The organism is Nitrosomonas sp. (assembly GCF_021731985.1).
In the GTDB taxonomy this organism is placed as follows: Bacteria; Pseudomonadota; Gammaproteobacteria; order Burkholderiales; family Nitrosomonadaceae; genus Nitrosomonas.
In genome coordinates, this window is record NZ_JAKFWH010000062.1 from 51053 (window position 1) to 63768 (window position 12716).

General features: G+C 46.2%; 12 protein-coding genes and 1 pseudogene. 6 read left to right on the top strand and 7 right to left on the bottom strand.

Annotated features, from left to right (window positions below; genetic code table 11):
- Positions 1-30: 30 nt before the first annotated feature.
- Positions 31-2694, top strand: a complete 2664-nt coding sequence (locus QZ942_RS08775; RefSeq protein WP_292994729.1) for an MMPL family transporter — start codon at positions 31-33, stop codon at positions 2692-2694.
- A gap of 4 nt (positions 2695-2698) precedes the next feature.
- Here the strand turns inward: QZ942_RS08775 and QZ942_RS08780 are convergent, their stop codons facing one another.
- The 4 genes from QZ942_RS08780 to purM form a co-directional block, all read right to left on the bottom strand.
- Complete coding sequence (locus tag QZ942_RS08780; protein ID WP_292994731.1) at positions 2699-3970, bottom strand: RsmB/NOP family class I SAM-dependent RNA methyltransferase; 1272 nt, start codon at positions 3968-3970, stop codon at positions 2699-2701.
- 196 nt (positions 3971-4166) lie between these two features.
- A complete protein-coding gene (locus QZ942_RS08785) occupies positions 4167-4883 on the bottom strand; it encodes a DUF3108 domain-containing protein (RefSeq protein WP_292994733.1) in 717 nt (238 codons plus the stop codon).
- A complete protein-coding gene (gene purN / locus QZ942_RS08790; RefSeq protein ID WP_292994735.1) occupies positions 4880-5518 on the bottom strand; it encodes a phosphoribosylglycinamide formyltransferase in 639 nt (212 codons plus the stop codon). Before purN ends, QZ942_RS08785 begins: the two co-directional genes overlap by 4 nt.
- 23 nt (positions 5519-5541) lie before the next feature.
- Positions 5542-6600, bottom strand: a complete 1059-nt coding sequence (purM, locus tag QZ942_RS08795; protein ID WP_292994737.1) for a phosphoribosylformylglycinamidine cyclo-ligase — start codon at positions 6598-6600, stop codon at positions 5542-5544.
- Positions 6601-7151: 551 nt separating this feature from the next.
- On the opposite strand from purM, the gene QZ942_RS08800 reads away from it, so the two are divergent.
- Genes QZ942_RS08800 through QZ942_RS08815 form a run of 4 tightly spaced genes read left to right on the top strand, consistent with a single transcriptional unit; the run spans position 7152 to position 10995 of the window.
- Positions 7152-8540 carry an aspartate aminotransferase family protein gene (locus QZ942_RS08800; RefSeq protein WP_292994739.1) on the top strand — a complete coding sequence of 463 codons (1389 nt, stop codon included), beginning with the start codon at positions 7152-7154 and terminating at the stop codon, positions 8538-8540.
- A gap of 8 nt (positions 8541-8548) precedes the next feature.
- Complete coding sequence (locus QZ942_RS08805) at positions 8549-9613, top strand: AI-2E family transporter (RefSeq protein WP_292994741.1); 1065 nt, start codon at positions 8549-8551, stop codon at positions 9611-9613.
- A 45-nt stretch (positions 9614-9658) separates the two neighbouring features.
- On the top strand, positions 9659-10336 hold the full coding sequence (hda, locus tag QZ942_RS08810) for a DnaA regulatory inactivator Hda (RefSeq protein WP_292994743.1): 678 nt from the start codon (positions 9659-9661) through the stop codon (positions 10334-10336).
- Positions 10333-10995 (top strand): HAD family hydrolase, encoded by a 663-nt coding sequence (locus QZ942_RS08815; RefSeq protein ID WP_292994745.1) that lies wholly within the window; start codon positions 10333-10335, stop codon positions 10993-10995. Before hda ends, QZ942_RS08815 begins: the two co-directional genes overlap by 4 nt.
- A gap of 105 nt (positions 10996-11100) precedes the next feature.
- On the opposite strand, the gene QZ942_RS08820 is transcribed toward QZ942_RS08815, so the two are convergent.
- Both QZ942_RS08820 and QZ942_RS08825 read right to left on the bottom strand, forming a co-directional pair.
- Positions 11101-11400: a type II toxin-antitoxin system RelE/ParE family toxin gene (locus QZ942_RS08820; protein WP_292994747.1), complete on the bottom strand. Its 300-nt coding sequence runs from the start codon at positions 11398-11400 to the stop codon at positions 11101-11103.
- Positions 11397-11624 carry an addiction module protein gene (locus tag QZ942_RS08825; RefSeq protein WP_292994749.1) on the bottom strand — a complete coding sequence of 76 codons (228 nt, stop codon included), beginning with the start codon at positions 11622-11624 and terminating at the stop codon, positions 11397-11399. Before QZ942_RS08825 ends, QZ942_RS08820 begins: the two co-directional genes overlap by 4 nt.
- Before the next feature lie 92 nt (positions 11625-11716).
- Here QZ942_RS08825 and QZ942_RS08830 point away from each other — a divergent pair.
- A pseudogene (locus QZ942_RS08830) lies at positions 11717-12073 on the top strand (haloacid dehalogenase-like hydrolase); the annotation flags it as partial.
- Between the two features lie 418 nt (positions 12074-12491).
- On the opposite strand, the gene QZ942_RS08835 reads toward QZ942_RS08830, so the two are convergent.
- A complete protein-coding gene (locus tag QZ942_RS08835) occupies positions 12492-12638 on the bottom strand; it encodes a hypothetical protein (protein WP_292994751.1) in 147 nt (48 codons plus the stop codon).
- Between the last annotated feature and the right edge of the window lie 78 nt (positions 12639-12716).

Below are 12716 nucleotides of genomic sequence, written 5' to 3' on the forward strand. Positions count from 1 at the left end.
TTTCATTTTTTTCTGAAGGTTTTCTTATACGTGGAAAGTTCACACAGTAGTAGTTACCGGATTTTTGCACGTTGGGCCGAGTTCTCCTATAAGAATGCTATCTGGATTATTCTACTCGTATTGTTATTGACTACGCTGAGCACTGTTTATACAGTCAATAATCTTGGCGTTCACACCGATACGACGGATATGCTCTCCGAGGATGTTCCGTTCCGCGCCAATCATATCCGTTATAAAAAATCGTTTTCCCAATATGAAGATACTTTCTTGCTGGTACTGGATGCGCCGACACCTGAGCAAGCGCATCAGGCAGCTAAACGCTTCACTAACTATCTGCAAAAAGATAGTACGCAATTTTCCAATACGTACTATCTAACCGGGGAACCTTTTTTTGAGCAGAATGGCCTCTTTTTCAAGAGCCTGTCGGAATTAGGCCGCATTACCGATTATTTGGCCGCAGCACAACCGCTGATTGCGCGCATAGCCGAAAGTCCCACGCTCTATACATTTTCTTCTGTTCTCACGGAAGCTGTCGATGAGTTGCATGCGGGTCGTCAATTAGAACTGGAACCTGTATTTAATGGTGTCAGTGCAACACTGGATGCACGGCTTGCCGGTCAATCTCGTGCGCTATCCTGGCAAGCATTATTGGGTGGTGAAGCACAGAAAGAAACATATCAGGAATTGATCATAGTACAGCCCAAGCTCGATTATTCTCAAATATTTGCTGCTGAAGAGCCGATCAACGCAATTCGTATTGCTGCACAGGATATGGGATTTACTCCGAATGCTGTTGAGAAATTGCGAATTACTGGTGAAGTCGCACTTGCTCACGATGAACTCCTCAGCGCAATGCACGGCGCCCAGGATGCTGGGATATTAGCGCTAGTGATGGTGGCTATGGTATTGCTCATTGCATTTCGTTCTGCCGGAGCAATAGTTACCGTGATTGTGAGTCTGGTTCTCGGTTTATTGCTGACTGCAGCATTTGCCACCGCTGCCGTGGGGCATTTGAACCTGATTTCTATCGCATTTGCTGTTCTATATATTGGTCTTGGTGTTGATTACGCTATTCACTTTTTGTTGCGACACGAAGAACTCAGGAAGCCCGAGCAGTCTGTTTCAGAAGCATTATATAAAGCTGGTGGCGATATGGGGCAGGCACTGCTGATTTGTGCAATAACCACTGCGATTGGGTTTTATGCCTTTATGCCAACGGCTTATGAGGGCGTTGCAGAATTGGGTCTGATATCAGGAACAGGTATGCTGATCAGTTTCCTGGTTACCATGACGATGATTCCTGCCTTGCAAAGGTATTTTCCCACCCCAGTCAAAAAGTCAGCAACTTCGATTCAATCAATCAATAAGGTTCTGGATCTACCCAGACACGCGCGTAAATTGGTATACAGCGTAACAATCATCGCAATTCTGGCTTCTGTCATGGCTTTGCCGCACATCAAGTTCGATTATAATTTGTTGAATCTGAATAACCCGCATGCGGAATCAGTTCAGACCCTCCAGGAATTATTGAAAAACACGGAAGACTCACCTTGGCATATTAATATTTTAGTTAGTAATGCCCAGGAAGCAGGACAAATCGTTCAACGCTTGAGAGCCCTACCAGAAGTAGAAAAAGTGATCAGTATGCTTGATCTGGTGCCTCAAGAACAGGAAGCAAAAAGTCTGTTGATTGAAGAGATGGCGATGACGCTTGGCCCCATTTCTTTTTCCTCCACAGCATTTTTGATTTCAGACCACCATACTGTTCCAGAGGAGCGAATGGCGCTGGAAAAATTGAATACTGCATTAGACCGGTTTATCAGTGAGAAACCGGGACATCCTTCTGAAGCTTCTGCCCGCGCGTTGCGTGCATCACTGTCGAATCTATTGGCTGATCTGGATAAGCGTACGATACAAAATGACCAAGGAGGGGAGCAATTATTACGTGCGGTTAATTATGATCTACTCAGTTTGCTGCCCGGTTCTATTAAGCGGCTGCAATTGGCATTGGCAGCGCAGCCGTTTACGCAAGAAGCATTACCGGAATCAGTGAGCGCACACTGGCATACGAGTGATGATGTATATCGCATCGCGGTGTATCCGTCTGAAAATATTAATGACAATGACGCATTGCGCAGATTTGTGCATGCCGTGCAAAAGATAGCTCCCACTGCGACCGGTGTGCCGGTAATCAGTCTTGAAGCGGGTGAAGCGGTAGTGGATGCATTTATACATGCTTTCTCGCTGGCGTTGCTGGGCGTCATAATTACACTGTGGATGATGCTCAGAAGTGTTTCAGCGACAGTGCTGGTATTAATACCACTCTTATTAGCGGCTCTATTCACAGGTGCCTGCACGGTTCTGCTAGGGCTGCCGTTCAATTTTGCCAATATTATTGCTTTGCCGCTATTACTGGGTATTGGTATCGATAGCAGCTTGCATATGGTCCACAGGAGCCGTAGCACCGGCGTGGTTTATGAAAATTTATTGCATACCAGTACAGCGCGTGCCATTTTTTATAGCGCACTCACAACGCTGGTGGGGTTTGGTAGCCTGGTGTTTTCGACGCATCAGGGTACCGCTAGTATGGGTTTACTTCTGACGGTTGGTTTGTTTCTAACACTGGTTTGTGTGCTGATAATCCTGCCGGTTTTGTTGCATTCAACCAGTAAAAATAAAGAAATCGTTGCTTAATTCTTTATTCCGGTTTTATCACTTCAATGCGCGTTAAGGCCGCAGCAAAGAAACCGTCAGTCTGATGCAGCTGCGGGGAGAGCTGCAAGAATTCACCGGTATCCAGCGGTATCTTTTGTTGTGCCAGTAGCTCGGCGCAATTTAACAAGCTGAATTGTGGGTGTGTGTTTAGAAAATCGTGCACTACTTGTTGATTCTCTTCCGGCAAGAAACTGCATGTTGCATACACCAGCCGCCCCCCTGGTTTGAGCAAGCTGGCGGCAGCGGAAAGAATAGCGGCTTGTTTTGTTTTAAGCTCCTCAATACTTTGCGGGGATTGACGCCATTTTAAATCCGGATTGCGGCGCAATGTTCCGAGACCACTGCACGGCGCATCCACCAGTACCCGATCTATTTTTCCAGCCAGCCGTTTAACTTTGATGTCGTTCTCATTCGCGATGCGTTGTGCATGCAGATTGGACAAACCCGAACGCTTGAAGCGTGGTTTCAGATTACTCAATCTTTTTTCAGAGATATCAAAAGCATAAAGACGTCCTTTTGAATTCATCAAGGCGCCCAGTAGCAGCGATTTGCCACCCGCTCCCGCGCAGAAGTCGACAACCATCTCCCCTCGCTTGGGTGCGAGCAAGTATCCGAGTAATTGACTACCTTCATCCTGCACTTCTATTTTTCCGGATAAAAAGAGTTCATGGCGATTGATCGCAGGTTTTCCGGTAAGCCGGATTCCGCATGGAGAATAAGGTGTTTCCTGTGCTTCAATTCCTTCCTGGCTAAGCGTTTCGAACACTTGATTACGTTTTGCAAGAATGGTATTGACCCGTAGATCAAGCGGTGCGGATTTTTGTAAGGAAAATCCCAAGTTGAGAATGTCAGCATCCGACATGAATTGCTTTAATTTCTCTACCAGCCATTCGGGAAACTCTGCTTGAATCGCCAGTGGTAGCGTATCTAATTTGATGGCTTTGATTTCTGTTAACCATTTTGTTTCAGATTCGCTGATAAACGATGTCAATTCACGCAAATTCATGCCATTAAATTTTACTAGATAGGCTAAAACCAGTGAGCGAGGCGTGATGCGTTCTGTCAGGCTTTCAAGAAAAAAACGGTGGCGTAATATGCCAAAGACTGTTTCTGCAATGAAAGCGCGATCTTGTCCACCCAGCAGCGGGTTTTCCCGGAAGAAGTGCCGTAGAATTCCGTCGGCGGGATATTCCAAAGGAAGTACAGTTCGTAGAGCGACTACTACTGCGTCTAGCTGAAAGGGCGTTAATTGCATTGATTTCCTGATGTATGTTTGATCAACTGGAAGAAACGTTGATTAAGTTTGTCTATGATGCGTATTTTTTTAACCGATCTGCTTAAGGAAACTCTGAATAACTGTCATTTTGAGCGTAGCGAGAAATCTATGGTATTGATTGCCAAAGATTCCTCACTTTGTTCGGAATGACATATGAGGGTTATTCAGAGTTTCCCTAATGATCAGCTTTATAGCTAATGTTAATTCCGGTAACTATTTTATCGATTTCACGGCCATTTTCTTCTACGGATACGATGCGAACAGGCAACATGTGATTGTTTATTGCAAGCCATAGTTTTCTTTTCACTTTGGCATTTTTATTTTCTTGCCGGGTTAATACGATCGTGTCTATTTCGCCGATGGGCGTGTGGAGAACTTCCTTAGACACCGCATAGTGCGCTAATTGCAGGCTATGCCCATCGGTGACATGCTTCTCCACATACTGCTTAGGGAGTGACGCAAACATAAAGTTGTACGATAAGCTGAGGCGATCCAAAGTACCTTCGGGTAATCTTTTCTGTTCCTCTTGCCCTTTATGTTGCAGTGTTATGACATGTTTTCCCCAATTAAAAACAGCCACACTGGGATCTTTTTTCCCACGCTTCTCATAAGCGCGAGTGGGTCGTAGTCCCTGTTTAGTAATGGTTCCTTCGCTATGGCGTACGATACTATTGGGTTCTATGATTTTAAAAACACCAGTAGCTTGCGCTTCGCTGTTAATCGTGTAACTATGTGTACCATTGACATGTTTGATTTCCATCACTTCATTAATTTCTCCCTGACCGATATCCGTTGTAACGGCGTAACTGATTTCAATGCGCGACGGTATATCCGTAGCAAATACTGAGAAGCTGAGCATCCACAGCAGAACAATCGATGGTAGAAATTTCATTCGGGTAATCCTGGCGAATAAAGCGCTATTTCACGAACACTGGAATCTATCACTTCAACGCGATTCTCATTCAACCGGATCTGATCTTCCATAAACCAGCGTACGGCTTGAGGGTAAATACGATGTTCCTGCTGTAAAACCCGGGCTGCCAGCGTTTCCTCAGTATCTTCAGGTAAAACAGGGATGGCAGCCTGAATTACGATCGGACCGTGATCTAACTGCACAGTGACAAAATGTACGGTACAGCCATGTATTTTGATCCCTTCTTGTAGTGCTCTTGCATGCGTTCCCAAACCTGGAAATGCAGGTAATAATGAAGGATGAATATTCATTAACCGGCCTTGATAACGTTGTACAAAGCGATCGCTTAGTATACGCATGAAGCCGGCCAGTGCAATCAATTTGGGTTGGCAAGCGTCAATTTTTTCTGCCAATGCCGTATCGAATGTCTGGCGGTCTGGAAAAGTACGATGATCAATAACGATGGTTTCAGCGCTATATTTCCTGGCAATTTCCAACCCTGTTGCGTTGGGATTGTTACTGATTACCGTGATGCGATCTGCCTGAAATCCGGCTTCCAGCAGCGCCTGCATATTACTGCCGCGACCGGAGATAAGAATGACCAGTGATTTCATGATGCCGTTGGAAGACTGGCCATTTAGACTAAAACGGTCGCTGCCTGATTGTTTGTGCGCGGTTTAATTTCACCGATTTGCCAGACGGTTTCGCCGGAGGCACGCAAACTCCGCAGTGCGTTTTCCGCATGATCCGGCGCCGCTACGATCACCATGCCAATGCCGCAATTAAATACACGCGCCATCTCATGATCCGCAACATTCCCTTGTTGTTGTAGCCAATGGAATAGTGGCGGCATTTCCCAGGTATCTTTCTGCAAAACGGCCATGAACTGATTCGGGAGAATACGCGGCACATTTTCGACTAGTCCGCCGCCGGTAATGTGCGCCAGGCCTTTAACAGGGAGTTGCTTGATTAACTCAAGCAACGGTTTTACGTAAATGCGCGTCGGCATCATAATAGTGTCAGCGAGCGTTTTGCCATGGAAGTCAGTAGATAAATCGACGCGGTTATTTTCAACAATCTTGCGAATCAACGAATACCCATTGGAATGCGCACCACTCGAGGCGAGACCCAGCACAATATCGCCTTCTTGTATCGTAGCGCCGCTGATAATCCGGTCTTTCTCAACAATACCGACAGCAAATCCGGCAAGATCATATTCATCGTGCGGATACATGCCCGGCATTTCAGCCGTCTCGCCGCCGATCAATGCACAACCTGCCAGTTCACATCCTTTAGCAACGCCACTGATCACCGCAGTCGCGGTTTCCACATTTAATTTGCCGCAAGCGAAGTAATCCAGAAAAAATAAAGGCTCCGCACCTTGCACCAATATATCATTAACACTCATCGCCACCAGATCAATGCCAATGCTGTCGTGCTGATTAAGTTGAAAAGCCAATTTAAGCTTAGTACCCACACCATCCGTACCGGAAACCAGAACGGGATTTTGATATTTTTTGGAAATTTCAAACAACGCGCCAAAACCACCAATCCCGGTGAGTACCTCAGGTCGTAATGTACGTTTGGCAAACGGTTTAATATTTTCAACCAACCGATCCCCTGCATCGATGTCTACACCGGCATCGCGATAGGAGAGTTGGCTTGTATTAGGGTGATCAGAGTTGGATAAAGTCAAGTTGAATTCTCATGCGGTTACAGAATGAGTGCTGCTCATAAAGTGCGATTTTACCGCAAATGAGCGATCAGCATGCTGTGGATATGTATAAAATCGATTGAGTGATTATTTATTGAAAATATTTGGATCATTATCAATGCCCCTTCAAACGGGCTGCAGTAGCGAAATTGAGGTTAGGATTTAGCAAACTAGAAAAAGAAGAAAAAATGACTAAACCTTGAGCGCATTGTGCTGGTTAGAACTTGGAATTCCCTAGATCTTATGAAGTCTGTTTTCAGCGAATGTACTGATTCACCGATTGAGTTTGCCATCCCTTTACGTCAGAATTCCGCCGATGCATCTGAGTCGTTTTAGTGGTCAAATGACAATAATCAATCGCATAATCAGTACGTATTTTTAACAGCAAGAAAAAACTGATGAGGGTATGATCAACCCTAATTTTTGTTGCTGCGATACCGCCATTGAATGGTATTAATTTTTTCTTTCCGGGAACCCGTAGACTTTAACCTCCAGTTTTACTGGCGGTATTTTTTCAAATGCAGAGGTCGTTCATGTCTTTCAGTATAGCCAACCTGTTGTCACAACATCGCACGGATAAATTTGACTTGCACGATCGGTATCTGAACGCTCAGATGGTCAGGGTCTTGAAAACGATTGGCTATGACCGGAACTATGAACGCGCAGTTGGGCAGTATCTGTATGACGAACAGGGTAACGAATATCTGGATCTGTTGAGTGGTTTCGGTGTTTATGCGTTTGGCCGCAACCATCCGACTATCGTCAATGCATTAAAAGAGGTTTTATCGCTCGATATGCCCGATTTGGTGCAGATGGATGTGTCGATTTTGAGCGGTTTATTGGCCAAAGAGATCCTGACTACGACACCGGATAATCTGGAACGGGTTTTCTTTTGTAATTCGGGCACGGAAGCGGTTGAGGCGGCGATAAAGTTTGCACGGTACGTGACCAAGCGCAACCGGATTATTTGTTGTGACCATGCTTACCATGGTTTGACGATGGGGGCTTTATCGCTGAACGGCGAGCAGATTTTCAAAGATGGTTTTGGCCCATTACTGCAAGACTGCGGTTCGGTTCGATTCAATGATCTTGCCGCTTTGGAACAAGCACTCAGTAGCCGCAATGTGGCGGCGTTTGTGGTGGAGCCGATTCAGGGCAAGGGCGTGAATATCCCGGATGATAACTACCTTCCCGAAGTCGAACGCTTATGCAAGAAATACGGCACGTTATTTGTTGCGGATGAAATTCAAACCGGCCTTGGGCGCACGGGTAAATTTTGGGCGATTGAACATTGGGGTGTAAAGCCGGACATGATTTGCATGGCAAAGGCGCTTTCCGGCGGTTTTGTTCCGGTCGGCGCGGTGGCCATGACGCAGCAGATTATGGATAGCGTGTTTAATCGTATGGATCGCGCGGTTGTGCATGGTTCCACCTTTTCCAAGAATAATATGGCGATGGCCGCGGGTCTGGCCAGCCTGGAAGTAATAAAAGCAGAAAAGCTGGTCGAGAACAGCGCGAAAATGGGTGCCGAAATAATTAGTAGAATAAATGCACTAACCGGTCAATTTGAATTTCTGAAAGAAGCGCGCGGCAAAGGCTCAATGATTGCGGTTGAGTTCAAATCACCGAATAGCCTGACACTCAAAGCTGCCTGGATGATGCTGGAAGCAGCCAACAAGGGTTTATTCTGCCAGATGATCACCATCCCGCTATTTAAAGAGCACAGAATCTTGACCCAAGTGGCAGGGCATGGCATGAACGTGGTTAAGATACTGCCGCCGCTGATACTGACTGAAAAAGACATCAATCACATCATTAGCGCTTTTACCAAGACAATTGCGGATACGCATCAAGTACCGGGTTCTATTTGGGAACTGGGTAAGAATCTTGCGGGTCATGCGTTAAAAGCAAAAGCGGGTTAGAACACGGTATGAATACTGAACGCTCCGACGATATCCATTATCTCTGGTGGTTGATGCTGGTTTGCGTGACGGGCGGGCTGATTTACCTGCTGAGTCCGATATTGACCCCGTTTCTGCTGGCCGCAGTGATTGCCTATATCTGTAATCCCATGGTGACTTTTTTGGCTGGGAAAAAGCTATCGCGCACAGTGGGTACGGTACTGGTGATGTTTTTGTTGCTCGGTGTTTTTGCAGCGCTGATTTTGATCATGGTGCCATTATTTGAGGAAGAAGCGAGACGGGTGCTGGACAAGATGCCGGTTTATCTGGACATGTTCAAGAATCATGTGGTTCCCTGGCTGGAGACAAGATTCAACATCAGTTTGCAGCCGGATATGAATGTGCTGAAGCAGGCCATTTCAGAACACTGGAAGAGTGCAGGGGGTGTGGCCGCAAAAGTGCTGCCTTCTTTGACTAGCGGCGGGATGGCGATTGTGGAATTTGTGGTGAATCTGTTACTGGTGCCCGTGGTATTGTTTTATATGCTGCGTGATTGGGATATGTTGCTCAAGCTGGCCGATGAAATGATTCCGCGCTACTGGCATCACCAGGTTTCTCTGCTGGCGCGTGAGACGGATCGGATTCTGGCGGAATTTCTGCGCGGGCAACTATCCGTCATAATTCTGATGAGTATTTGCTATATTACAGGCCTGTGGCTGGTGGGATTGGAATTTGCATTACCGATTGGATTGGTAGCCGGTATTCTGGTATTTGTACCGTATCTCGGCATGATCGTTGGTTTGACGCTGGCGACTTTTGCCGCATTGATGCAATTTCAGGGCTGGAGCGGGCTGATTCCGGTGTGGATTGTGTTTGGCGTTGGTCAATTACTCGAGGGTATGTTGATTACACCTTGGCTGGTGGGTGATCGGATCGGGTTGCATCCGGTCATGGTGATATTTGCGTTATTGGCATTCGGCCAATTGTTCGGTTTCTTTGGTATTTTGCTGGCGCTGCCGGTCAGTGCCGTGCTGCTGGTTTGGCTCCGGCATCTTCATCAGCGCTATCTGGGGAGCAATCTCTATAATTCATAGTCGCGGTCATCTGCGAAGCGGGGCTATGAGTATTGAGCGATTACAATGAAACAGTTGCTGTTGGACATTAAACCTTTGCCGTTGCCTACACTGGAAAACTTTTTGCCAGGGCGAAACGCTGAATTGCTGCACATGCTGGCAAATATCCTGTCCGACCATGAAAAAGAACGCTTTGTTTACCTCTGGGGCGGCCTGGGTTGTGGCAAAAGCCATTTATTACAGGCAACGGTTGCAGCCTATACACAAAGAAACTCAAAAGCGGTATATTTCTCCGCTAAAAAACCATGCGAATTTTCTGTCGATAGCGATATAGATTGTGTCGCAGTTGACGATATTGACTGTCTGGATGCCGCAGCCCAGATCGGATTATTTAATCTCTATAACCAGTTGCGCGATGAAAGTCAGGCATTTCTGCTGGTCAGCGGTGCGGCTGCACCGGCGTACTTGAATATGCGGCAGGATTTGGTGACGCGTTTGGGATGGGGGCTGGTGTATCAGGTGCATGAATTAACGGAAGAAGAAAAAATACAGGCGATGAAAAGTCATGCCGTTGATTGTGGCTTCGATTTATCACAAGAAATTTGTCTTTATTTGTTACGGCATGGACGGCGTGATTTGCCGTCGTTAATGATGACACTGGATGCACTGGATCGGTATTCTCTGGTTAATCAGCGTCAAATTACCATACCTCTATTACGAGAATTATTACAGGTGGCTTCATGAATTTAGCATTATTTGATTTGGATAATACACTGATTGCCGGTGATAGCGATTTCCAATGGGCGCAATTTTTGATTGAAAAAAAAGCATTGGATCGTGAGCTGCACGAAGCCAAGAACATCGAATTTTACGAGCAATATAAAGCGGGAACGCTGGATATTCACGAATTTCTGGATTTTCAATTAAAGCCGCTGGCGCGTCATTCACGCGTTCAACTGGAAGCCTGGCGCAGCGAATTCATGTGCAAGAAGATTATGCCTCTGATTGCGCCGGGAACGCGCCAGTTGATAGAGCGGCATATGCTGGATAATGATCTGTGCATTATTATTACTGCAACCAACAGTTTTGTCACAGCGCCCATTGCACAGGCATTAGGGGTCAATCATTTGATTGCGACCGAACCGGAAGAAAAAGATGGTGAATTTACCGGCAAGGTGTCGGGTACACCTTCTTTCAGGGAAGGAAAAATTGAACGGCTGGAAAACTGGCTGGATGCGCATAATTTAACTTGGTTATCCTTTCTGCGCAGCTGGTTTTATAGTGATTCCCTCAACGATCTGCCCTTGCTCAGCAAAGTGACGCACCCGGTCGCGGTAGACCCGGATGCTACGCTGAGAAGCCATGCAGAAAGAAATAATTGGCCGATTATTAGTTTGCGTTGATCAGGTGGATTGACGATTCAGGAAGACCTCTTTATCCGATTGCCCAGAGGAAGGAGTGCAATGTCAAGATGTGATCCCTTTGTTGCTCGGCCTGCTTGCTTGATTTTATTCTACAATTCGATTGAGCCAGTAACCGGGTTTTCTGCTTTGATGCATTACAGCAATCACATAGATTTTTTCGTTTGATTGTCTGTAAATTACTGCAAATGGAAAACGGGTAAGGATGTAGCGCCGGAACCCTTTTCTGAATTGGGGCCATACGCCAGGAAGTTCGGCAATGGCTTCATAAGCGCTTTCAAGCTCATTGATGAAATCACCGCCCAATCCTTTTGCCTGCGATTCATACCAGACGACCGATTCACGTATATCGCGCGCAACTTCAGGATGAAAGTAAACGTTTGTCACGACTCACGGTTCAATTTCAGCTTTATTTCTTCCCAGCTAACCGGTTTCACCGCACCGGATTCAAGTTGCGCGAACCGGCGTTCTGCGACTTGAATCCACGCCTCATCAACATGTTCCTCGTTGGCATCATCCAAACTTGAAATCAAGCAATGCGCAAGCGTAGCTTTTTCATGGGACGACAATGTCTTGATATTTTCCAGAATCCATTTCATCTTATCAGGCATGATAAACTCTCCGAAACCTTTATTAACATGCAGTTTATCATTGAATGACGAGTTGGATTCCGGTATTGATATTTGATAAATCTATCCCGGATGATGCTTGCTTATCCGGGCTACTTGCTGCAACCAACAGTTTTGTCACAGCGCCCATTGCGCAGGCATTAGGGGTCAATCATTTGATTGCGACCGAACCGGAAGAGAAAGATGGCGAATTTACCGGCAAGGTATCGGGTACACCTTCTTTCAGGGAAGGAAAAATTGAACGGCTGGAAGATTGGCTGGATGCGCATAATCTAACCTGGTTATCATTCCTGCGCAGCTGGTTTTATAGTGATTCCCTCAACGATTTACCATTACTCAGCAAAGTGACGCACCCGGTCGCGGTAGACCCGGATGCTACGTTGAGAAGCCACGCGGAAAGAAATAACTGGCCGATTATTAGTTTGCGTTGATGAGGTAATTGGCAATTGACTGTTCAGGGAAATGTCTTTTTTCAGATTGATAAGAGGAGGGTGGTGTGATGTCAAGATGCGATCCCTGTGACTTGCTTATTTTCTTGATTCCTGACCCCTTATATTTGCCTTATATTCTGGGCTGACTCCATGCCATGTTCAGAAGTTGTAGGTTGGGCTGACAAAGGAGGCCCAACATTCACAGTTCGCGATAAAGAGACACCTTCGTTTTACCGCTGGGAAAGGCTATCGGTTGACAAGAGCCGGGTTTGCTTCATCCCCGTTTGATGTTGGGCTTTCTTTGTCAGCCCAACCTACCGTGCTTTCACGCCCCAACCCTTACCAATCGCGGTATACACAATATAATTGCATAACTCATTGATAAATCGCAGATAACCAACTCAGCCGCCTGCAAACATCAGGGCTCGCGCTTGAATGATTGAGCAGCCGTAGCTGGTTCTGTCAAATCCGGTAATGCCAGTTCAAGCGCATCTTTTTGCCCGAATCGATACTGCAGATAACCGCTGCTGGCTGAAAAATTATTGGAAGCACATGCCGAAACCATTTTTTTACCGAGCGAGCAAGAAAATATAATTTGTTCCCGCTCATGACAAAGCGATTCTGTCGCCCAAACAGGTAAAGC

Excerpts from the sequence above, each read along its gene's own strand:
- QZ942_RS08805 (WP_292994741.1), top strand. The coding sequence starts at position 8,549 with ATGAATACTGAACGCTCCGACGATATCCATTATCTCTGGTGGTTGATG.
- QZ942_RS08785 (WP_292994733.1), bottom strand. The coding sequence starts at position 4,883 with ATGAAATTTCTACCATCGATTGTTCTGCTGTGGATGCTCAGCTTCTCA.
- QZ942_RS08825 (WP_292994749.1), bottom strand. The coding sequence starts at position 11,624 with ATGCCTGATAAGATGAAATGGATTCTGGAAAATATCAAGACATTGTCG.
- QZ942_RS08815 (WP_292994745.1), top strand. The coding sequence starts at position 10,333 with ATGAATTTAGCATTATTTGATTTGGATAATACACTGATTGCCGGTGAT.
- QZ942_RS08780 (WP_292994731.1), bottom strand. The coding sequence starts at position 3,970 with ATGCAATTAACGCCCTTTCAGCTAGACGCAGTAGTAGTCGCTCTACGA.
- hda (WP_292994743.1), top strand. The coding sequence starts at position 9,659 with ATGAAACAGTTGCTGTTGGACATTAAACCTTTGCCGTTGCCTACACTG.
- QZ942_RS08800 (WP_292994739.1), top strand. The coding sequence starts at position 7,152 with ATGTCTTTCAGTATAGCCAACCTGTTGTCACAACATCGCACGGATAAA.
- QZ942_RS08835 (WP_292994751.1), bottom strand. The coding sequence starts at position 12,638 with ATGGTTTCGGCATGTGCTTCCAATAATTTTTCAGCCAGCAGCGGTTAT.
- purN (WP_292994735.1), bottom strand. The coding sequence starts at position 5,518 with ATGAAATCACTGGTCATTCTTATCTCCGGTCGCGGCAGTAATATGCAG.